Origin of the sequence: Streptomyces sp. NPDC021212, from assembly GCF_044332925.1 — a bacterium.
GTDB lineage: Bacteria > Actinomycetota > Actinomycetes > Streptomycetales > Streptomycetaceae > Streptomyces.
The window spans coordinates 425,736-447,175 of record NZ_JBIRPZ010000006.1 but is presented as its reverse complement, the minus strand read 5'-3'; the positions used below and the strand labels follow the sequence as shown (position 1 = coordinate 447,175).

The window sequence follows — 21,440 nt, the reverse complement described above, 5'->3', positions numbered from 1 at the left end:
GTCCGGTCTTCTGCACAACCCGCCGGGGTTAGTTGTAGGGTGCATGCTGACAACTCCAACCCGGGAAGACGACGGAGGCACCGTGGGCGGTGTGATCACCGGCTTCGGTGTCATCGCGAGCATCATCGTCACCGGATATGTGCTCGGCCGCCGCGGGGCTTTGGGCGGGCAGGGCCGGGAGGTGCTGACCAAGCTCTCCTTCAACGTCGCCTCGCCCGCCCTGCTGTTCTCCACGCTCGCCCACGCCGACCTCTCCGTCGTCGTCTCGACCGCGCTGCTCGTCACGGCCCTGAGCACCTTCGTGGTGGCGGGCGCGTTCGTCGCGGTCGGCGCGGTGCGCAAGTGGAGCGTGGGCCGCACCACGATCGGCGCGCTGTGCGCGAGTTATGTGAACGCGGGCAACCTCGGCATCCCGATCGCCGTGTACGTCCTCGGCGACGCGTCCCTCATCGCCCCGGTGCTGCTGTTCCAGCAGCTCGTGATGACCCCGATCGCGCTCACCGTCATCGACCTCAGCCGCCCCGCGGAACACCCGCCCTCGGTACTGCGCCGGCTGACCTCCCCGTTCCGCAATCCCGTCGTGATCGGCTCCCTGTCCGGAGTCGCGGTGGCCGCCACGGGGTGGCGGGTCCCCGGGCCCGTCATGGAACCGTTCTCCCTGGTGGGCAGCATGGCCGTACCCGCCGTGCTGCTGGCCTTCGGGATCTCGCTGCCGGGCAGTGAGCTGCCCGGGCGTGGCAAGGAGCGCGGCCCGGTGCTGCTGTCGGTGGCGCTGAAGTCCTTCGGCCAGCCGGTGGTGGCGTGGGCCATCGCGGCCGGTGTCTTCGGGCTCGGCGGCGCCGCCCTCTTCGCGGCCGTCGTCACCTCCGCACTCCCCGCGGCGCAGAACTTGTTCACCTACGCCGTGCGCTACGAGACGAGCACCATCCTGGCCCGCGAATCCATCCTGCTGTCCACGGTGCTGGCCGCGCCGGTGCTGATCACGGTGACGGCGCTGCTCGGCTGAGCAGCCGGGTGGGGTTTACCCCCGGAGGCCCCGGGCAGGCGGATATTCGTGCTTCGGACCGGAGGCACGCACCGCGGGAGCAGTCTGACCGCTCCAGGGTGCGGCCACCGGTCCGTATCCCGCACGCTCCCGCATGGCAGCGACCACGGTCCCAGGCGACCCGTCAGCCCATTGCAGGAGGTGTGTGACATGACGACTGCAGCGCAACACACGGCACGTCCCCGGTCCGGCTCTTCGAAGCACCCGCATGACGATGCTCCCGACACCAGCACGGAGTTCGACGAGATGGCCCGCCTCCCCGAGGGCCCTCGCAAGGAGGCGCTGCGGCAGCGGGTGGTCGAGGCGTGGATGCCGATGGCGCGGCGCCTGGCCCGCCAGTACCGCAACCGGGGCGAATCCCTGGAGGACCTGGAGCAGGTGGCCGCGCTCGGCCTGGTGAAGGCCGTCAAGCGGTACGACCCCGAGCACGGCACGGCGTTCGCGGGTTTCGCGGTGCCGACCGTCGTCGGCGAGATCAAGCGCCACTTCCGGGACCACCTGTGGGTGCTGCACGTGCCGCGCCGGGTCCAGGAACTGCGCAACCGGGTGCGGGCCGCACACCGCGAGCTGTCCCGCTCCCTCGACGACACCACGGTGCCCACCGAGGCCATCGCCGAGCGCACCGGCCTCACCGAGAAGGAGGTGCGCATCGGCACGGAGGCCATGGGCAGCTTCACCCCGTTATCCCTGGACGCCCAGCTGACCGGCGCGGACGACGGCTACTCGCTGGCGGACACGCTCGGCGGCCAGGAGCCCGCGTACGACCGGGTGGTGGACCGCGAGGCGGTGCGCCCCGGGATCGGACGGCTGCCCGCCCGGGAGCGCCAGATCCTCTACATGCGGTTCTTCTGCGACATGACCCAGAGCCGGATCGCCGAGCAACTGGGCATCTCCCAGATGCATGTCTCCCGGCTCATCAACCGCACCTGCTCGACGCTGCGCGCCCAGGCCATGGCCGAGCCGAGCGCCAACTGAAACAGCGCGCCGCCCGCCGCTCCCCCGCGTTGCGCCGCGTTGCGCCGCTGGAACGATGTGCATCGCCTCAGCGGGTGACCGTGACGCCGTGGGGGGCGAGGGGATCAGCTCCGGGCTGCGAAGGTCGGGGCGCGCTACCCCCGGACGCCCGACGAAGGAGAACACTCATGACCACCCCCCAAGGCCCGCCCACGGTGTCCGACCTCAAGCTCCTCAGGGGCCAGAAGGCGCTGGTGACCGGCGCCAACTCGGGCATCGGCCGGGCCACCGCGATCGCCCTGGGGCGCGCCGGCGCGGACGTCGTCGTCAACTACGTCTCCGACCGGCCGGCCGCCGAGGCCGCGGTGAAGGAGATCGAGGGCCACGGTGTACGCGCCTACGCCCACCAGGCGGATGTGTCGCGGGAGGACCAGGTGGCCGACATGGTGTCCACCATGGTCGACCGGCTCGGCACGATCGACGTCCTGGTCGCCAACGCGGGTCTCCAGCGTGACGCCCCGACGGTGGAGATGACGCTTGCGGACTGGGAGAAGGTGCTCTCCGTCAACCTCACCGGTCAGTTCCTGTGCGCCAGGGAGGCGGTCAAGGAGTTCCAGCGGCGCGGTGTCGTTCCGGAGGTGTCGCGGGCGGCCGGGAAAATCATCTGCATGAGCTCGGTCCACCAGATCATCCCCTGGGCCGGCCATGTGAACTACGCGTCGTCGAAGGGCGGCGTGGCGATGATGATGCAGACCATGGCCCAGGAACTGGCGCCCGAGAAGATCAGGGTGAACGCGATCGCGCCGGGCGCCATCAAGACCCCGATCAACCGCGACGCGTGGGACACCGAGGACGCCCGTACGGCTCTGCTGGAGCTGATCCCCTACCGGCGGATCGGTGACCCGCAGGACATCGCGAACGCCGCCGTCGTCCTCGCGTCCGACCTGTGCGACTACGTCGTGGGCACCACGCTGTACGTGGACGGCGGGATGACCCTCTTCCCCGGCTTCGCGACGGGCGGCTGACCAGGGCTTTCAGGCCGCCATCGGGCGATAAGGCGCGGGCGGAGCGACGATAGAGGTGTCACTGTTCCCTCAAGGAGGTGGACGACGATGACGTTCCCCTCGGGTAACCCGGACAACTCGCGTGACGCCGGTCAGCGGAATGAGCGCCCCACCGGTGCGGGCCAGCCCTTCCCCGGTCTCCTGGGCACCCTGTCGGACGCCGCCTGGCAGGTGCTGCTGACCACGGGCCTGGTCGCGATCGTGCTCGGGCTGCTGGTGCTGGTGTGGCCGACGGCCACCCTGGCGGTGGTCGGCGCCCTCTTCGGCGTCTATCTGCTGCTCGTCGGCATATTCCAGCTGGTCGCGGCCTTCGGGGCTCATGTGCCGCGGTCGATGCGTGCCCTGAGCTTCATCAGCGGCGCGGTGAGCGTGTTCCTCGGTCTGCTCTGCTTCCGGGGTCCGGCACAGTCGATCCTGCTGCTCGCCCTGTGGATCGGATTCGCCTGGCTGCTGCGGGGCGTCATGCACACCGTCATGGCCATCCAGGACGAGGGGATCCCCGCCCGCGGCTGGCAGATCTTCCTCGGTGTCATCAGCGCCCTGGCCGGAATCGTGCTGATCGTGTCGCCCTTCGGCTCCATCGCCGCCCTCACCCTGGTGACCGGCGTCTGGCTGCTCGTTCTGGGCATCATCGAGGTCATTCACGGAATCCAGCTGCGGGCCCGGCTCGGAGGCCACGCCCCCCGCAAGGCACATCACGGCTTCCGCTTCCGCCATCAGCCCCATCCGCAGGCATAAGGGGTCACGACAGCCGCCCCGAGCGGCTGTCGCGACGCTCAGGGGGCTAGTGTGTCTGCACCCACCACGCCATCATGCCGATGGCCGCGGTGCCGCATGCATACGACGCGCCCCGCACGAAATTCGCGGCGGCGAGCCGACCGTATCGACGCCATCTACTACTCGAACGATTGTGTACCGGTGGGCGAACCTCCATCGTTTGCATGTGGAGCCCCTTTCGTGACCGTACGGACAGTAACTGTCCGTCAGGGGGAACGACGCGCTGTAGAAAGCATACAAAAGTGTGAACTTTCCCCCTGTGTCTGACTCGCCGAGAAAATAGCTTTCGACATGCTTTCAGATGCGCCGCGCGGAACGGCTCCTGACGGTGTTCAGCCCTGCCCGTGCCAGCGCAGCACCGCGCCCAGGCCGCCGGCCGGTCCGGACACTCCCTCGGGGACCAGCAGCACCTCGGTGTCGGCCGCCGCCGCGGACCGCATCAGCGCGTCGTCCGCGCGCGCCGGTTCGGGCGAGCTCACGCCCAGCGCCCGCACCTGGGCCCGCTGCACCGCCACCTGATCGACGCCGGGGCCGATCCACACCTCGTGGCGCATGTCGCCGCCCTCCTGCCCCAGCAGCAGGGTGGCCGCCTGATGGCTGCGCACCGCCTCCACCACCGCGGGCACCCCCTCCGCCGCCCCGCTCGGCGCGGTGCCGTCGTGGCCGGTCGCGGCGTGCCCGCCGGGGCGGCCGCGCCCGGCGCGGAAGAGATCCAGTACGGCTTCCAGATGGGCCCGGGCGTGATCCGCGCGGGCGTGGTCGATCTCCGCCTCCAGGAGTTCCCGGGCGGATCCGGGCGCCCGGCTGCCGTGCCGGGCCTCCACCGCCCGGTCCCGCAGCGGCTCGGGCAGCCGGTCCCGCACCGCCCTGCGCTCGCGCGGATCGCCCGCCAGGACCAGCAGCGGCGCCCCGCTGTCCGGCCACTGCCGCACCAGCTCCTCGGCGACGAGGTCCGCGGTGTGCTCCCAGCCGTTCTCGACCCGGTTCCGGTAGTGCCACTCGTACCGGTCGGCGGGCACCGACCGGTGGCCGCGGCGCCGCGGCGCCCCGCCCTCGGTGCGGCACACCGGGCGGGCGCCGCCCTCGTCGCGCAGCTCCAGGTCGGCTCCCGTCCGGTCGACGTACACCACCAGGCACGACGGCCACTCGCCGCGCAGCGAGGCCAGCGGCGCCACCCGGGGCAGCGGCGACCAGGACGTCAGAACGTCGGCCGGGGACGCGGCCAGCGGCAGGTCGAGCACCACCTCGCCGTCCGCCGCGAACAGCGCCCGTCCGGCGGACGCGGTGGCCGCCCGCTCACCGGCCAGTCTGCCCACCAGGGCCTCACGGGTGCGGGGGTCGGCGCCCTGGGCGGTCAGCTGACCGGCCACGAACCGCTCCCGCAGCCGGCGCCGCGTGGGGACGTCCTCCGTCGCACGCGAGGTGTCGAGGTAGACGCACGCCCACGGACCGGGACGATCGAACAACGGCTTCAGGAATCCAACGTCCATGACCTCCCCCAAACCGGGGAAACACACGACCCGGACGGGCGTCCGGATCGCCGCGCCACTCTCACTGCCGTCACCGCGTCGGCCACGTCGGCCACGTGGGTTGCGTCGGCCACGTGGGGCGCTTCACGAACCAAGGATCCCTCCAGCTCTCCGGGATCGCCAGGGCCGTCCGGCCGTCCGGCGACTAGAATTTGTCCCATGGCTCGCTCCAACGAGGAGGTCGAAGCCCTCCTGCGCGAGTACGCCGATCTCCTCCTGATCACGGGCGGGGACGCGTTCAGGGCGCGCGCCTACGAGAAGGCCGCACGGTCGATCGGCGGCCATCCCGCCGATGTCGCGGGGCTCGATGTGAAGGGGCTGCGGGAGATCCCCAACGTCGGCAAGTCGATCGCCGAGAAGGTCGTCGAGTATCTGCGCACCGGCCACGTGCCCGCCGTCGAGGAGGCCCGCGCCGCGATCCCGGCCGGGGTGCGGGAACTGACCGCGATCCCGGCGCTCGGGCCGAAGAAGGCCATGGTGCTGTACGAGGAGCTGAACATCGCCTCGATCGAGCAGCTGGCCACCGCGATCGAGGAACACCGGCTGCGCGACCTCAAGGGCTTCGGGCCGAAGTCCGAGGAAAACATCCTGCACGGCATCGGTCTGCTGCGGGCCGCGGGCGGCCGGGTCCCGCTCGACGAGGCCATGGGCGTCGCCGACGACATCGTGGCCGCGCTGTCGCGGGTGCGGGGCTGTGAGCGGGTGGCGTACGCCGGGTCGCTGCGCCGGATGCGGGAGACCGTGGGCGATGTGGACATCCTGGTGGCGGCGGCCGAATCGGCCCCGTTCATGGACGCGTTCACCGCGCTCCCGTACACCGCCGAGGTCATCGCGCACGGCGAGAAGAAGACCTCCCTCCGCACCACCAAGGGGCTCCAGGTGGATCTGCGGGTGCTGCCGCTCGACTCCTGGGGCGCGGGGCTGCTGTACTTCACCGGATCCAAGGCCCACAACATCCGCGTCCGCGCGATCGCGGTGCGCCACGGTCTGAAGCTCTCCGAATACGGCCTCTTCGAGACCAAGAGCGGAAAGAAGATCGCCTCGCGCAGCGAGGAGGACGTGTACGCACGGCTCGGCATGGACTGGATCCCGCCGACCCTGCGCGAGGACCGCGGCGAGGTGAAGGCCGCCCTGGAGGGCCAACTGCCCGCCCTGATCGGCGAATCCGATCTCCGCGGCGATCTGCACACCCACACCGATCTCACCGATGGCCTCGAACCGCTGGAGAACATGATCGCCACGGCGGAGCGGCGCGGCTACGCGTACTACGCGGTCACCGACCACGCTCCGAAGCTGTACATGCAGCAGATGACGAAGGACAAGATCCTCGCCCAGCGGGAGCGGCTGCGCGCCATGGACCGCGGGCGCGGCCGCCGGGACATGCGGCTGCTGCACGGCGTGGAGCTGAACATCGACGCCGACGGAGAGGTGGACTGGCCCGACGACTTCCTCGAGGGCTTCGATCTGTGCGTGGCCTCGGTGCACACGCAGTTCGGCCAGGACCGGGACACGATGACCCGGCGGTTCCTGCGGGCCTGCGAGAACCCGCACGTCAACATCATCGGCCATCCGACGACCCGGATCCTCGGCAAGCGGCCCGGGGTCGACGCCGACCTGGACGCGGTGTTCGCCGCGTGTGCCCGTACCGGCACCGCGCTGGAGATCAACGCGCATCCGAACCGGCTGGACCTGTCGGACGAGAACATCCTGCGGGCGAAGGAGTACGGCGTGGTGTTCGCCATCGACAGCGACGCGCACTCGACGCTGGACCTCGCCAATCCGCGGTACGGGGTGGGCATGGCCCAGCGCGGCTGGCTGACGACCGACGATGTCATCAACACCTGGCCGCTGACCCGGCTGCGGCGTTTCCTGCGCAAGGGATCGGGGCACCCACGCGACGTATGACCGCTACGGATTCCGCTCCCGAACCCGCCCGCCGGGCGCCCGGCGCCCCCACCCTCGCCGAGCTGGACGAGCGGGTGAGCCGGTGCCGCGCCTGTCCACGGCTGGTGGCGTGGCGGGAGGAGGTGGGCCGTACCAAAAGGGCCGCCTTCGCCGACTGGGACTACTGGGCCCGGCCGGTGCCCGGCTTCGGCCCTCCGGACGCCGCGCTCGCGGTGGTGGGTCTCGCCCCGGCCGCGCACGGCGGCAACCGCACCGGCAGGATGTTCACCGGCGATCGCTCCGGTGACTTCCTGTACGCGGCGCTGCACTCGGTCGGCCTGGCCAACCAGCCCACCGCCACCCACCGTGGCGACGGCCTCGCCCTGCGCGGGGTCCGGGTCACCTCGCCGGTGCACTGCGCCCCGCCCGCCAACCGGCCCACCCCGCAAGAGCGGGACACCTGCCGTCCGTGGCTGGAGAGGGAACTGCGTCTGCTGCGGCCGACCCTGCGCTCGGTGGTGGTCCTCGGGGCGTTCGGCTGGCAGGCCGCGCTGCCCGCGCTGGCGGCCGCCGGATGGACCGTGCCCCGGCCGCGGCCCGCCTTCGGACACGGTGCGCGGATCACGCTGGAGGCCGCCGACGGGGGCGCCCCGCTGCACGTGTTCGGCTGCTATCACGTGAGCCAGCGGAACACGTTCACCGGCCGGCTCACCCCGGCCGTACTGCACGATGTGCTCGGGGCGGCGGCGGAGGCGGCCGGGCTGCTGCCCCCACCCGCCGCGCCGCCGGCTCCCGGCTGATCGGTGCGTGGGAGAGAAGGTGAGACCCCGGGCACTGGGGCAGGAGGGCGCCCGGGGCCTCGTTCAGGGGGTGGGCGGGGTCAATTGACCCCGGCCTCACTGGCGGCGTCACCGGCTCCGGCGCCGCTCTGGTCGCCCGTACCGGCGCCCGCGCCCGCGTTGGCGGCGGCCCCGGCGTTCGCGGCGCCCGCGGCACCGGCGTTGGCAGCGCCCTCGGCACCCGCGCCCGCGTTCGCGGCACCCTCGGCACCGGCACCGGCGTTCGCGGCACCCTCGCCGCCCGCACCGGCGTTCGCGGCACCCTCGCCGCCCGCACCGGCGTTCGCGGCACCCTCGCCGCCCGCACCGGCGTTCGCGGCGCCCGCGGCACCGGCGGCGCCACCGGCATCGCCCGCGCCACCGGCGTCATCGGCGCCGATCACCGCGCCCGTGGCCTCCAGGGCACCGGTCACCGGCTGGAAGAACGTCTCGCCGCCCTGGGTGCAGTCGCCGCTGCCACCGGAGGTGAGGCCGACCGCCGCGTCCCCGGCGAACATCGCGCCACCGCTGTCGCCCGGCTCCGCGCACACGTTCGTCTGGATAAGGCCGTTGACGATGTCGCCGCCGCCGTAGTTCACGGTGGCGTTGAGGCCCGTGACCTCGCCATCGCTGACGCCCGTCGTGCTGCCGGAGCGCTGCACCTTGAGGCCCACGCTGGCCTCCACGGCCCGGCCGATCGCCTGGTTGGTGCCGTCGGCGAGCTTGACCGCGCTCTCCGGCTGGGTGTTCGCGTCGTCGTACATCACCAGCGCGAAGTCCGTCTCGGGGAACTTGGTGTCCTGGACCGTGCCCAGCGCTTGCGCACCCGCCTGGTCCGCGGTCCAGGTCTCGGACTCGTTGCCGCAGTGGCCCGCGGTCAGGAAGCCGGGGGCTCCGTCGACGCTGACGTTGAAGCCGAGGGAACAACGGGCGCCACCGCCGAAGATGGCATCGCCGCCGACGACACCGCCGGTCGCCGCGTCACCACCACCCGCGCCGCCGGCAGCCTCACCGGCACCGCCCGCGGCGTTCCCGGCCCCACCGGCGGCGGCGTCGCCCGCAGCGCCGTCGCCCGCCGCGTCACCGGCGCCCGCGCCGCCGCCGTTGGCACCCTGCTGCTCCGTGTCGCCGCCGTCGAACCGCTTGAACTCGCCCTTCGTCCGCTGGACCGACACCATGCCGTCCATCGCGTCCGTGGCCTTGGTCAGCGTGTCCCACTTGGCGCCGGTCACGGTCTTGTCCGCGGTCACCCGGACCTTGTTCGTCACCGGGTCGATGGACCAGGCGGTACCGGCCACCGAGGCGTCGCTGCTCAGCGTCTTGGTGGCGGCCTTCAGCTCGGCCATGCTGTTCTGGACGATCTTGGCGACGGCGCCCCGGGCTTCCACGGTCTTCGCCGCGTCCTCGGTCATGACGTTCATGACCAGTTGGCTCGTGTCGTTGTTGAAGTACCAGCCGGCACCGTTGTCACCGAGGTCTGAGGCGAGGCTCCTCGCGAGTTTCACTGCCGACGGGGACGAGAAGGTTTTCGCGTCCGTCGTCTTGTCCTGGCTCGCATTGGCATTGGGCAGCAAAAGGGCGGCTGCTCCGAGCGCGACAACAGCAGCTCCGGAAACGGCGAGAGTCCGCTTGTTCACACGTCGGTGGTGGCTCAACACTGACCTCCAGTAGGGGGGCGCGGGGCATGTGCGGAGCGCCTGTTGCGTTCCGCCACGCCCTTGCGCAGGGCCACCACCGAGTACGGGAGGCGTTTACTCCGTTCTCACCATGACTCACAGTGTGATGAATGGCTGCGCCGATCGATGCGGAGCGGTAGGGTCCGCCGGTTCCGCACCCTCAGCCCGCGTCGCTCCCAGCGGCCTGGGCGCGCAGTTCCCACACCTCCCCCAGGGCCATCTGCGCCGACCCCTCGACCGGGGAACCCGCCGTGGTCTCGAAGTGGTCGACATAGGCGCCGATGAACTCCTGCCAGCGGTGGTTGACCGGGTCCTCGTCCAGCGCTGCCATCACGGCGGCGAAGTCCTCGCAGTCCACGAGGTGGAAGAGGTGGCGTCCGCTGCGCCAGATCCGCCAGTTGGTGATCCCGGCCCGCCCCAGCGACTCCAGCAGATCCGCCGGAACCGTGGCATGTTCCCGTTCGTAGCCCGACTCCTGGCCCTCTTTGAGGACCGAATGCAACGCCACGCGCATCGGTGGCTCCCTTCATCCGCTGTCATCGTCGGTCATGGTCCATGGGCACAGGCCCGGAGCCACTCTGCCCCGTCCGGCTCCGGCCGCCAACGGTTCCCCGGCGGGCGATCTACGATGCCTCGCGGAGCGGCGCTACCGTCGGACGCACCGCACCCGCCGATGACGACCACGGAAGGACCCCAACGCCATGGCCAACACCCCCGTGCGCGACCGTTCCACGATCTTGGTTCTCAACGGGCCGAACCTGAACCTCCTCGGACGCCGCCAGCCGGAGATCTACGGCACCGACAGCCTGGCCGACATCGAGAAACTGGTCGCGGAGACGGCCGCCCCGCACGGGCTCACCACCGACTGCCGGCAGAGCAACCACGAGGGGCAGCTGATCGACTGGATCCAGGAGGCCCGGGAGCGGCACGCCGCCATCATCATCAACCCGGCCGGTTACTCCCACACCTCGGTGGCCCTGCGCGACGCGCTGGCGATCTGTGACGACATGCCGATCCTGGAGGTGCACATCTCCAACATCCACCAGCGCGAGCCGTTCCGGCAGCACTCCTACGTCTCCGCGCTCGCCAGTGGCGTGATCGCCGGATGCGGCATCCAGGGCTACGCCTTCGCGGTGGAGCGGGCGGCCGCGCTGCTCGCGGCCATGAAGAAGTAGGCATCGGGCCCGTCAGGCCCGGATGACACGGACACCGGCCTCGGTGTACGGGGCGATGGCCGCCTCGGTGGCGCCGGTGTCCGTGACCAGCACCTCGATCTCGTCGAGCGCACAGATCCGGGCGAACGCCCGGCGGCCCAGCTTGGAGCTGTCGGCCGCCACGACCACCCGGGCCGCGCGACCGGCCATGAGGCGATTGATGCCGGCCTCGCCCTCGTGGTGGGCGGCCGCGCCCCGCTCGGGGTCCAGCGCGTCCACGCCCAGGACGGCCAGATCGAGGGAGACCTCGGCCAGCACCCCGGTGGCCAGCGGGCCCATCAGCTCGAACGACTGGGGGCGGGCCACCCCGCCGGTGAGCACGATCTTGATGTGCGGGCGTACCGCCAGCTCATGGGCGATGTTCAGGGCGTTCGTCACGACGGTGACGACCGGGCCGCCGCCCTCGGAGCCGGACAGTTCGCCGCGGGTGGCGATGGCGCGGGCGATTTCGGTGGTGGTGGTCCCGCCGTTGAGGCCGACGACCGCACCGGGCTCGACCATGCGGGCGACGGCGGCGCCGATCCGCTGCTTCTCCGACGCGCGCCGGGCGGTCTTGTAGCGCAGCGGAAGGTCGTACGACATGTTGTGCGCGACCGCGCCGCCACGGGTGCGGGTGAGCATCTGCTGCCGCGCGAGCTCGTCGAGGTCCCGCCGGATGGTGGCGGCAGACACCGCCAGCTCGGCGGCGGCCTCGTCGACCTCGACCTTGCCGTCCCTGGCCAGCAGCTCCAGCAGGGCGTTCCAGCGCTCGGGCCGTTTCACGCCGTCTCCTCGACCCCCGTCGTACCGTCGCGGTTCACCCTACCCCGGGTGTGCGCACCCTGGACTTCGCTGCAATATCGTGCGCATTATCAGGCCGTAAGAAGCATCTTCGAGCATTTCTTCAGTCCGCTGGAAGCCGAGCCGGGGAGCCCCATGAGCCACACCGAGAACGAGATCGCGAGCCAGCCCGACTGCTGGCGCCGCGCCATCGAACTGGCCCGGGATCCGGACGGTCCGGTGCGCGAGGCGCTGCCCCGGACCGGTGAACGGGTCGCCGTCGTCGGCTGCGGCACGTCGTGGTTCATCGCCCAGGCGTACGCGACGCTGCGCGAAGCCAGGGGGCAGGGCGAGACGGACGCGTTCCCGGCGTCGGAGATGCCGACCTGGCGCGCCTACGACCGGGTGCTCGCACTGTCCCGGTCGGGCACCACGACCGAGGTGCTGTCTCTGCTCGGCCGGATGGACGGCGGGGTGCGCACCACCGTCATCACCGCGGTCCCCGGCTCCCCGGTCACCGGCCTGGCGGACGCGGCGGTCGTGCTCGACTTCGCGGATGAGCGGTCGGTGGTGCAGACCCGCTGGGCGACCAGTGAACTGGTCCTGCTGCGCGCCCATTTGGGGCATCAGCTGGACGGTCTCGTCGAGGACGGGGCGTCGGCGCTCGCCGCGCCGCTGCCCGACGGGCTCGCGGAGGCGGGCCAGTTCACCTTCCTCGGGCGCGGCTGGACGTACGGCGTCGCGCAGGAGGCCGCGCTCAAGATGCGCGAGGCCGCGGGCGCGTGGACCGAGGCGTATCCGGTGATGGAGTACCGGCACGGGCCGATCAGCGTCACAGGTCCGCGCAGCGTGGTGTGGTGGCTCGGCGAGGGCCCGTCCGGGCTGGCGGAGAAGGAGGTCACCGGGCCCGGTGGCCGACTCGTCGGCTACGGTCGCGACCCGCTGGCCGAACTGGTGCTGGTGCAGCGGCTCGCGGTGGCGATCGCGGGGCGCCGCGGACTCGACCCGGACCGGCCCCGGAACCTCACCCGCTCGGTGATCCTCGGTTGAGCGGGCGGAGCGGCGAGGGAGGGGAGGCGGGCCATGCCGCTGGTGGCCACAGGTGAGATCGTCGGGCCTGCCGTACGGGGCGGACTCGGCGCGGGTGCGTTCAATGTGATCCAGATCGAGCACGCCCAGGCGATCGTGGCCGGGGCGGAGGCGGCCGGGGCTCCGGTCATCCTCCAGATCAGCGAGAACGCGGTGCGGTATCACGGCGCCCTGGCCGCGATCGGCCGGGCCACCGTCGAGGTCGCGCGCGCCGCGCGGATCCCGGTCGCGGTGCATCTGGACCATGCCACCGCACCCGGGCTGGTGCGGGAGGCGCTGGGGCTCGGCTTCGGTTCCGTGATGTTCGACGCCTCCGCACGCGATTACGACGGCAATGTGGCCGCCACCGCGGCGGTGGCGGCCGACTGCCATGCGGCCGGGGTGTGGGTCGAGGCGGAGCTGGGTGAGGTGGGCGGCAAGGACGGGGTGCACGCGCCGGGCGCCCGGACCGATCCGGCCGAGGCCGCCGCCTATGTCGCGGCGACGGGCGTGGATGCGCTCGCGGTCGCGGTGGGCACCTCGCACGCCATGGTGGTAAAGGAGGCGGTGGTGGACCTGGAGCTGATCGCGGCGCTGCGCGCGGCCGTGCCCGTACCGCTGGTGCTGCACGGCTCCTCCGGGGTGCCCGAGGCGGATCTGACCCGTGCGATCGCGGCGGGTCTGACGAAGGTGAACATCGCGACCCACCTCAACGTGGCCTACACCCGGGCGATCCGCGACCACCTCGCCGACCACCCCGAGGTGGTCGACCCGCGCCGCTATGTCGCGGCGGCGCGCGAGGCGGTGGCCCGCGAGGTGACCCGCCTGCTGTCCCTGGTACGCGCCGTGCCGCGCTGAGACCGCACGGCGTCTCGCACCGCATCAGGCGCACCGATCGGCCGCGCCGCGCGGCTCGTGCGGCGCCTCCGCACTGTTGACATGACCTAATCAGGTCGCCACGATGCGGGGGAGGTTAGGAAAGGTTCCTAACAGAGGGGTGTCCCATGCGCACACGACTCGCGTTCGTACTGGCCGGCGCCGGGCTGCTGGCCGGTTCGCTCACCGCAGGCGCCCAGGCCACCACCCGGGGCCCCGCGCCTGCCCCCGCCCCCGGCTCCGCCTCGGCCAAGGAAGGCTCCGTCACGGCCGCGCAGTTACTCGCCAAGGTCAAGAACTGTTCGCAGATTTCCAGCGGCAAGTACCGCACCGACGACGAGACATCGGCCACCGTGCCGGTCTGCGGCGCCAATGGCGCGGTCTTCTGGAAGGCGGACATGGACGTCGACTGCGACGGCCAGGTGACCTCCAAGTGCAACGAGGACACCGACCCGTGGTTCCAGGACGACACGGCCTTCCACCAGTCGAACGGCAAGCCCCTGATCGCCGACAAGCTGCCCTATGTGGTGGTGCCCAGCAAGAGCTCCACGTGGGACTACTCCGCGTCCGGCATCAAGGGCGGCGGCGTGGTCGCCGTCGTCTACAACAACAAGGTCGAGTACGCGGTGGTCGGCGACACCGGCCCGACCAAGATCATCGGCGAGGCGTCCTACGCCACGGCCGGCGCGCTCGGCATCGACCCCGACCCGGAGACGGGCGGCGCGGAGTCGGGCGTGACGTACATCCTGTTCAAGAACTCCTCGGTGTCCCCCATCGAGAACCATGACAAGGCGGTCTCGGTCGGCGACGGCCTCGCCAAGCAGTTCGTGCAGAACAACTGACCTCCCGCCCCGCGTGTTGTGCACCCGGCCGCCGGGCCCGCCCTCGGGCCCGGCGGCCGCGGGCGTCACGGCAAGGCTTCCAGCAGCGGCAGCATCCGGCCCGGAATGGAGCCCGAGGGGGCGGTGCCGATGCGCCGCGCCCCCATGGCCAGGTAGAACGGCTCGGCATGCGGATCGGCGTCGATGGTCAGCCGGGTGAAGCCGAGGTGGCCCCCCGTCTCCAGCACATGCCGGTACAGCAGCCGCCCGACTCCGGAGCCGATCGCGGGCGGGTCGACGAACAGCATTCCCACCCATCCGTGCGGGGCGGCGCCTTCCAGGGTGGAGAACCCCAGCACCCGCCCGCCCTCCTCGGCGACCGTGGTCCGACGGGCCGCCAACTCTCCCTCGCTCATCGTCAGTTCCTCCCGGCAGGCGGTCAGGAACTCCTCGTCGTACCCCCAGTGGCCCTTCGACCGCAGCGCCAGCTCGGTCAGCGCCGCGGCCTCTTCCTCTCGCCCGGGTCTCAGCCGTCGTGTCGTCATGCGCCGATCGTGGCACCCGGTCCCCCCGGGCGGCGATGATTTTTCCCGCCCCGGAGGGTCCCTTCTGATGCGCGCGCGTGTCACCGCGCGCCCCCACAACTGGAGGTGGACGTTGACCGGTCCCGAGCCCGAGAACTCGCCCGCGCTTCCCCCGGCCGTCCTGGTCCTCGACCGGCCGCCGGAGACCCGCGCCGAGGTGGAGCGGCTGTGCGGACGACTGCGCGAGCTGGTGTCCCGCAGCGCCCCCGGCCCCGTCACGGTGGACGTGGGCGCGGCGCACCGGCCGGATCTGGCCATGGTCGAGGCCCTGGCCCGGTTGCGGCTGACCGCCCGCCGCCTGGGGCGGGAGATGCGGCTGCGGAACACCGGCGGTGAGCTGGCCGAGGTGCTCGCCCGGGCCGGGCTGGACGAGGTGCTGACCGCGCCCGCGACGTTACGGGTCGAGCCGGGCGGGGAGGCCGAACAGGGGGAACAGCCGCTCGGTGTCCAGGAAGGAGTTGAGCCCGGTGATCCGCCCGGCTGATATCTCCAGGACCTGGAGCGCCCAGGGCTCATGGGCGCCGCCCGGTCCGCCCGGCCGGTACTGGCCGAAGGCCGGTGCCCCGTTCGCCACGGTAGGGACCAGCCGGGAGCCGCGGCAGCCGATGCCGTGCCCCAGCAGCCAGGTGCGGATGTCGTCATGGCCGCGCAGCCACAGCTCGTAGGGCGGCATGGACAGGGTGGCGTCCTCGTGGAGGAGCGAGGTGAGGGAGTCCAGGTCGTAGCGCTCGAAGGCGTCGACATAGCGGGCGAGCAGGGCGCGCTGCTCCTCGTCCAGCGGCTTGATCGGATCGGTGTCGCTGATCTCGCTCGCGGCGAGTGTGGCCCGGGCGCGCTGGAGCGCGCTGTTGACCGACGCGACCGTGGTGTCCAGCAGCTCGGCGACCTCGGAGGCCTTCCAGGCCAGCACCTCCCGCAGGATGAGCACCGCGCGCTGGCGCGGCGCCAGGTGCTGGAGGGCGGCCACGAACGCCAGCCGCACCGCGTCCCGCTGGGCGGCGACCTCGGCGGGGTCCCCGCCGTCGGCCAGCACCTGCCCGTCGGGCACGGGGCCGATCCAGGTGGCCTCCGGCTGCGCGGTGAGGGTGGCGGGGGTCGCCGTGGACACGGAGGTGAGGTCCATCGGGCGCGCCCGGCGCTTGCTTCCGTTCAGCATGTCCAGACAGACGTTGGTGGCGATGCGGTACAGCCACGAGCGCAGCGCCGACCGCCCCTCGAAACGGTCCAGGCCCCGCCAGGCGCGGACCATCGTCTCCTGCACGGCGTCCTCCGCCTCGAACGCCGAGCCCAGCATCCGGTAGCAGTAACCGGTGAGCTGGACCCGGTACGGCTCGAGCTGGAGCTCGGCACCGGCCGTGCCATCCACTGCCGCGACATCACTCATCGACGCACCTCGATCGTTCTGCTTCTGCGGACTCCCATGGGAGGAAAGCTAGCGCGCGGCACTGACAAATCCCCTGACCTGTGAAAAACCGCTCAGGTCACCAGGCGTGCGCGGACCGTCGAGGCGTGCACCTGGTGCCCACCGCTGGCGAGCATCCGCACCTCGGCGCGGTCGCTGATCTCGGCCCGCACGATGCCGGTGTCGTCCGCGTAGACGGGGTGGCCGCCGGGACCCCTGGAGTCCGTGCGGTGCACCATCACGATGTCCTCGGCCTCCGGCTCCGGGGCGACCGGATCGGCGAAGATCAGCTCGTATCTCTCTCGTCGCGGCATCACGCACTCCTCCCGCACGGACCCGCCCTCAATTCCCAAACCGGGACAATCAACACTATCGAACAGGCGCGCCACCGCAAGAGGGTCGGGAAAGTCTGGGAGCGACAGGGCGGGCGGAACGCCGGCTACCGCCCGTCGTCAGCTCCAGGGACGCCCGCTCAGGACTCCGGTGCGAGCGCGCCGCGGGCCAGCGGTGTCATGACCGAGCCGATGACGGTGGCCGCGGCGATGGAGCCGAGGGTGATCCCCCAGGCGAGCGGGCCGAGCGGGGTGCAGTCGAAGAACTGGCTCACGCCCGGCGTCTGGATGATGCCGGCGAGGACCGCGGCCGAACCGATTCCGGCGACCAGCACATGCCGGTCCAGGCCCCCGGTGGCCAGGGTCTGCGCCAGCTGCGTACCGACCAGCGCGACGAGCGCCACCGTACTGGCCCGGCGCTTGCGGCCGGTGAGCCGCGCACCCGTCCACGCCACGCCCGCACCGGCGGCCGTGATGATGCCGCGCAGCATCATCTCCCGGTTCAGCGCGGTGCCCAGGGAGCGGCTGGGGCCCTCCTTGAGCAGCCGCTCGCCGGTGCGCCCGGTGGGTTCGCGCACGGCGATGGCCAGCGCGGGGGCGAGGTCGGTCAGCAGGTTGACGAGCATGATCTGCCGGGCGGTCAGCGGAGTGCTGCCCGCGATGGCGGAGGTGAGCACGCTGAAGGTGACCTCGCCGAGGTTGCCGCCGATGAGGATGGCGAGCGCGGCCCGGACCGAGGCCCACATCGCCCGCCCCTCCATCAGGGCCGACACGATCGTCTCCAGGCGGTCGTCACTGACGACGAGGTCCGCGGCGGCGGTCGCGGCGGGGGTGCCGCGCCGTCCCAGGGCGATCCCGATGTCCGCGAGCCGGATCGCCGGGGCGTCGTTGGCGCCGTCGCCGGTCATCGCCACCACCCGGCCCAGACGCTGGTACGCCTGCACGATCCGCACCTTGTGGTGCGGGCTGCACCGGGCGATGACGTCCACCGAGGGCAGCAGTTCGTCCAGCTCGGCGTCGTTCATCTCGTCCAGGTCGGGCCCGGTGCACACCTTCAGCTCGGTGGCCTCGATGACGGTGGCCGCGATGGACTCGGCGGTCGCCGGGTGGTCGCCGGTGAGCATCACGGTGTGCACGCCCGCCTCGCGCAGCCGCGCGGTCGCGGGGGCGGCGCTGGTACGGACCGGGTCGGCCAGCGCGATGAACCCGCGGAAGACCAGGTCCCGTACCGACTCGTCGGTGAGCTCCTCCCCCGCCCGCATGGGGCGCTCGGCCACGGCCAGGACCCGGCGCCCGGCGCCGGCCAGTTCCTCGGCGGCCGCGGTCAGCTCGGCGACGCCTCCGTCGTCCAGGGCGGTGCTCGCCGCCCCGCCGGACGGCTGCCGCCGGACGCAGCGCTCCAGCACGCTCTCCGGGGCGCCCTTCACGCTCAGCAGGGTGCCACGCGCGGTGGCCCCGGCGGTGGCGTGATAGGCGCGGGAGGGCTCGAAGGGCAGCGCGTGGGTGCGCCGCCAGCGCGGTGCGCCCCGGCGCACCGCGACCCCGGCCCGGCGCGCCCCGGCCATGACCGCGCGATCGGTCTGGTGGGCCATGGGCTCGGCCTGGCGGGCGGGCGGCGTGGCCCGCAGGGCGGCCGCGAGCACGTCCTTGCGCGGGGTGTCGAGCCGGTCGGCGGGCTGCGGGCCGGCGCCGTCGCTGACCGCCGCGAGCTGGAGAGTGCCCTCGGTGAGGGTGCCGGTCTTGTCGAAGCACAGCACGTCGGCGCGGCCGAGCGCCTCGATGGTGCGCGGATTGCGGACCAGGGCGCCGAGGTCGGCCAGCCTCCGGGCGGCGGCGAGCTGTGCCGCGTTGACGAGGAACGGCAGGCCTTCGGGTACGGACGCGACGGCGAGGTTGACCGCCGAGGCCAGGTTCTCGGTCAGCGGGAGGCCGTGCAGCAGCCCGGCCCCGGACACGGCGGCGGCCGATCCGATCGCGATGGGGACGCTGGAGCGGGTGAGCGAGGTGAGCCGCGCCTCGACGCCGGTCACGGGTGCGGCGCGGCGGGCGGTGGCCAGGCTGCGGCCGACCTCGGTGGACGGCCCGGTGGCCACGACGACGGCCTGTGCGCGCCCGGCGGAGACGGTGGTGCCCTCGTAGAGCATCGAGCGGCGCTGGGTGATCTGCGCGGCGACCACCGGCGCCGGGTTCTTGGGCACCGGCAGGGATTCGCCGGTCAGCGAGGACTCGTCGACCTCCAGACCGTCGGCCTCCAGCACCCGGCAGTCGGCCGGGACCACGTCCTCCGGGCCCAGCGTGATGATGTCCCCGAGGACCAGGTCCCCGGCGGTGACCAGGCGTTCCGTACCGCCGCGGCGCACCCGGGCGCCGACCGCGGACCTGGCGAACAGCTCCGCGAGCGCCCGCTCGGTCCTGACCCGCTGGAAGCCGCCGACGAGCGCCGAGGTGGCGGTGATGGCCGCGACGAGCGCGGCGTCGGTGCGCGACCCGACGGCGGCGGCGAGCGCGGCCCCGGCGGCGAGGACGGGGGTGAGCGGGTTGGCCAGCTCCTCGATGAACGCGGCCGGGAGGCTGGTACCGGTCGGTTCTCCGGTGCGGGTGGGCGCCTTGCCGGCCCGGGTGGCGGCCTGCTCCGGGGTCAGCCCCCGGTCGGGGTCGGCCGACAGGCGCTCCAGCACCCGGGGGACGGGCATCAGATGCCACGGGGTGGTGGTCACCGGGGGCACCAGCGGGCGGGAGAGCAGCTGCCGGGCACGCCAGTTGCCGAGGCCGAAGGCGATGACCCCGGCCGTGGTGCCGGCCGCCGCGCCGCGCGCGGTGGCCTGGGCCCGGGGGGCCTTGAGCGCGGCGACCGCGCCGATGCCGCTGCCGCTCGCCGAAAGCAGGGCGCTCTCCCGGTCCACCTGGGCGGCCACGCCGACCGCGTCCACGATGATTCCGGCCGACTCCAGGTCGGCGCCCACGAGCAGATGGGCGCCCCAGGCGGGGGGCTCGCCCTCGTGGTGGATCCCGATGCCGCAGTCGGACGCGCCCAGGGCCCGGCGGTTTCCGGACAGCAGCATGACGACCGCGCCGTCGGCCTGGAGGGCGCGTACGGAGGCCACCAGACGGCGGCCCGCCGGTGCCACGGCGTCGGCGAAGGTGAAGGCCGTCGGGTGCGGCCGGTCGGTGGCCAGGACGATGCGCGCGCCGGCCCGGCGGGCGGCCGCCGCCACCGCCTCGGCGCCCGGGACCGCCTGGGCGGCGAGCCCGGCGACCGCCTGGAGCCGGTGTCCCCTGGCCAGGCCCAGGGTCCGCTCGCCGCCCTTGCGGCGCAGCCTGGCCGCGGCCTGCCGGCCGGTGCGGCCGGTCAGCTCGAGCCGGTCCAGCGGCCCCAGCACCCATCCGTTGTCGCGCCGGACCTCCAGGGGCTCGTCCGGGTCGAAGAGGTCGAAGAGCCGCTCGGCGACCTGCCCGGGGTCGGCGCCGCCGAGAAGTTCCAGGTCGATGGGTTCGTACCGGTCGCCGCGCAGCGCCGCCTCGTCGAGCACCACGGTGTCGACCTGGCCGAGCCGCCGCAGGGCGCTGCGGTCCATGGCCAGGACGCCGCGCAGGGCCAGGAACCGGCCGAGGCTGGTGGCGAATCCCTCCCGCCCGGCGCCGGGCGCCTTCGGTATGGACGAGAACGCGACGGCCAGCCCGCGACGCGGTCCGGCGAAGGGGGCGGTGAGGGCGCCGACCGCCGCACCGACGGCCATGGACCGCTCCGCGAACCGCTCCATGCTGTCCTTGGGGGTGGGTCCGGGGCGCTCCACCACGATGGGTTCCGCGGCCACGTCCTGGGGCCCGTGCACCAGATGGGGCTCCATCGCCGCCCATGCCTCCCCCTCGGCCCTGGCCTCCCGCCACAGGGCCATGCGCTGGGTGAGGTCGAGGGCGAGCCCGCCGCCGCGGGTGGCCACGCCCTGGGTCAGTGCGCTCAGCACGGGCAGGGTCGCCTCGGTGGGCTCACCGCGGGTGATGGCCAGGGCCAGCCGGCGCAGCCGGGGGTGGTTCTGGATGGCGGACAGGGCCGCGCTCGCCTCGGTCGGGAGCCTGAGCCACGGGACCATCCGCAGGGCGGTGGCGACGCTCAGGCCCAGGACGTCCGCGGCGACCACGGCGAGGGACTGGGCGTCCCGCGGCCCGCCCGAGGGGTGGCGCGGCTCCGGGGCCCATTCGTCGAACTCCTCGGTGGGCGCGGCGGGACCGCGGGTCTCCGCGCGCTCGATCAGGGCGACCAGTTCCGCCTCGCGAGGGACCGGTTCCGTGACGGCGACGACGACCCGCTCGGAGGGGGAGTTCACCCGTGCCCACAGCACGCCCGGATGTTCTTCGAGGGCCTGTTCCACCCGGCTCGCCACCTGCTCCCCGCCGATGCCGTGCACACCGTGCACCTCGATGTAGTAGCGGCCCGGGTACGACCACACCCCGCGGCTGGGCGGGTGGACCAGCCGGTTGACCGCGCCGGCGGCGTCCCGTACCCGTGCGGCCACTCCGTGGGCGAGGGGCTCCAGCATCGGGGGTTTCGTCAAGTACAGCCCAGGCAGCGTCGTCATCGGTGAGACCTCCGGTGTGTCGGCGATCCGCGGCGCAGTGGCCCTGTGGGGCGGTTTCCG

19 protein-coding genes are annotated in these 21,440 nt (G+C 72.7%); 11 read left to right on the top strand and 8 right to left on the bottom strand.

What is annotated here, in order from left to right; genetic code table 11:
- The first annotated feature begins 82 nt into the window (after positions 1–82).
- From ACH4SI_RS19180 to ACH4SI_RS19165, 4 genes are all read left to right on the top strand, one after another.
- On the top strand, positions 83–1,006 hold the full coding sequence (locus ACH4SI_RS19180; RefSeq protein ID WP_398296987.1) for an AEC family transporter: 924 nt from the start codon (positions 83–85) through the stop codon (positions 1,004–1,006).
- Positions 1,007–1,195: 189 nt separating this feature from the next.
- Entirely contained in the window at positions 1,196–2,020 is an 825-nt protein-coding gene (locus tag ACH4SI_RS19175) for a SigB/SigF/SigG family RNA polymerase sigma factor (protein WP_398296985.1), read from the top strand.
- Positions 2,021–2,187: 167 nt separating this feature from the next.
- A complete protein-coding gene (locus ACH4SI_RS19170; protein WP_398296983.1) occupies positions 2,188–3,024 on the top strand; it encodes an SDR family oxidoreductase in 837 nt (278 codons plus the stop codon).
- A gap of 87 nt (positions 3,025–3,111) precedes the next feature.
- Entirely contained in the window at positions 3,112–3,801 is a 690-nt protein-coding gene (locus ACH4SI_RS19165; protein WP_398296981.1) for an HdeD family acid-resistance protein, read from the top strand.
- Between the two features lie 371 nt (positions 3,802–4,172).
- Here the strand turns inward: ACH4SI_RS19165 and ACH4SI_RS19160 are convergent, their stop codons facing one another.
- Complete coding sequence (locus ACH4SI_RS19160) at positions 4,173–5,330, bottom strand: hypothetical protein (protein ID WP_398296979.1); 1,158 nt, start codon at positions 5,328–5,330, stop codon at positions 4,173–4,175.
- A gap of 198 nt (positions 5,331–5,528) precedes the next feature.
- On the opposite strand from ACH4SI_RS19160, the gene polX reads away from it, so the two are divergent.
- Positions 5,529–7,274: a DNA polymerase/3'-5' exonuclease PolX gene (gene polX, locus ACH4SI_RS19155; RefSeq protein WP_398296977.1), complete on the top strand. Its 1,746-nt coding sequence runs from the start codon at positions 5,529–5,531 to the stop codon at positions 7,272–7,274.
- Positions 7,271–8,053 (top strand): uracil-DNA glycosylase, encoded by a 783-nt coding sequence (locus ACH4SI_RS19150; RefSeq protein WP_398296975.1) that lies wholly within the window; start codon positions 7,271–7,273, stop codon positions 8,051–8,053. The genes polX and ACH4SI_RS19150 overlap by 4 nt, the downstream gene beginning before the upstream one ends.
- Positions 8,054–8,133: 80 nt before the next feature.
- Here the strand turns inward: ACH4SI_RS19150 and ACH4SI_RS19145 are convergent, their stop codons facing one another.
- Positions 8,134–9,708, bottom strand: a complete 1,575-nt coding sequence (locus tag ACH4SI_RS19145; protein ID WP_398296973.1) for a S1 family peptidase — start codon at positions 9,706–9,708, stop codon at positions 8,134–8,136.
- A 199-nt stretch (positions 9,709–9,907) separates the two neighbouring features.
- Complete coding sequence (locus tag ACH4SI_RS19140; protein WP_398296971.1) at positions 9,908–10,261, bottom strand: L-rhamnose mutarotase; 354 nt, start codon at positions 10,259–10,261, stop codon at positions 9,908–9,910.
- 187 nt (positions 10,262–10,448) lie between these two features.
- On the opposite strand from ACH4SI_RS19140, the gene aroQ reads away from it, so the two are divergent.
- Complete coding sequence (gene aroQ, locus ACH4SI_RS19135) at positions 10,449–10,922, top strand: type II 3-dehydroquinate dehydratase (protein WP_398296969.1); 474 nt, start codon at positions 10,449–10,451, stop codon at positions 10,920–10,922.
- Positions 10,923–10,934: 12 nt separating this feature from the next.
- Here the strand turns inward: aroQ and ACH4SI_RS19130 are convergent, their stop codons facing one another.
- Entirely contained in the window at positions 10,935–11,723 is a 789-nt protein-coding gene (locus ACH4SI_RS19130; protein ID WP_398296967.1) for a DeoR/GlpR family DNA-binding transcription regulator, read from the bottom strand.
- A gap of 153 nt (positions 11,724–11,876) precedes the next feature.
- Between ACH4SI_RS19130 and ACH4SI_RS19125 the strand changes: the two genes are divergently transcribed.
- The 3 genes from ACH4SI_RS19125 to ACH4SI_RS19115 all read left to right on the top strand — a co-directional run bounded on the left by ACH4SI_RS19125 (position 11,877) and on the right by ACH4SI_RS19115 (position 14,506).
- Positions 11,877–12,770, top strand: coding sequence for an SIS domain-containing protein (locus ACH4SI_RS19125; RefSeq protein ID WP_398296965.1), 894 nt, complete (start codon positions 11,877–11,879; stop codon positions 12,768–12,770).
- Between the two features lie 33 nt (positions 12,771–12,803).
- Positions 12,804–13,646: a ketose-bisphosphate aldolase gene (locus ACH4SI_RS19120; RefSeq protein ID WP_398296963.1), complete on the top strand. Its 843-nt coding sequence runs from the start codon at positions 12,804–12,806 to the stop codon at positions 13,644–13,646.
- Positions 13,647–13,792: 146 nt separating this feature from the next.
- On the top strand, positions 13,793–14,506 hold the full coding sequence (locus tag ACH4SI_RS19115) for a glycoside hydrolase family 75 protein (RefSeq protein ID WP_398296961.1): 714 nt from the start codon (positions 13,793–13,795) through the stop codon (positions 14,504–14,506).
- A 65-nt stretch (positions 14,507–14,571) separates the two neighbouring features.
- On the opposite strand, the gene ACH4SI_RS19110 is transcribed toward ACH4SI_RS19115, so the two are convergent.
- Complete coding sequence (locus tag ACH4SI_RS19110) at positions 14,572–15,030, bottom strand: GNAT family N-acetyltransferase (RefSeq protein WP_398296959.1); 459 nt, start codon at positions 15,028–15,030, stop codon at positions 14,572–14,574.
- A 112-nt stretch (positions 15,031–15,142) separates the two neighbouring features.
- Here ACH4SI_RS19110 and ACH4SI_RS19105 point away from each other — a divergent pair, with 112 nt between their 5' ends.
- On the top strand, positions 15,143–15,553 hold the full coding sequence (locus ACH4SI_RS19105) for an STAS domain-containing protein (RefSeq protein ID WP_398296957.1): 411 nt from the start codon (positions 15,143–15,145) through the stop codon (positions 15,551–15,553).
- Here the strand turns inward: ACH4SI_RS19105 and ACH4SI_RS19100 are convergent.
- The 3 genes from ACH4SI_RS19100 to ACH4SI_RS19090 form a co-directional block, all read right to left on the bottom strand.
- Positions 15,464–16,453, bottom strand: coding sequence for a sigma-70 family RNA polymerase sigma factor (locus ACH4SI_RS19100; RefSeq protein ID WP_398296955.1), 990 nt, complete (start codon positions 16,451–16,453; stop codon positions 15,464–15,466). The genes ACH4SI_RS19105 and ACH4SI_RS19100 overlap by 90 nt on opposite strands.
- 92 nt (positions 16,454–16,545) lie before the next feature.
- Positions 16,546–16,785 carry a DUF6296 family protein gene (locus tag ACH4SI_RS19095; protein ID WP_398296953.1) on the bottom strand — a complete coding sequence of 80 codons (240 nt, stop codon included), beginning with the start codon at positions 16,783–16,785 and terminating at the stop codon, positions 16,546–16,548.
- A gap of 158 nt (positions 16,786–16,943) precedes the next feature.
- Positions 16,944–21,380, bottom strand: coding sequence for an HAD-IC family P-type ATPase (locus ACH4SI_RS19090; RefSeq protein WP_398296951.1), 4,437 nt, complete (start codon positions 21,378–21,380; stop codon positions 16,944–16,946).
- Positions 21,381–21,440 lie beyond the last annotated feature (60 nt).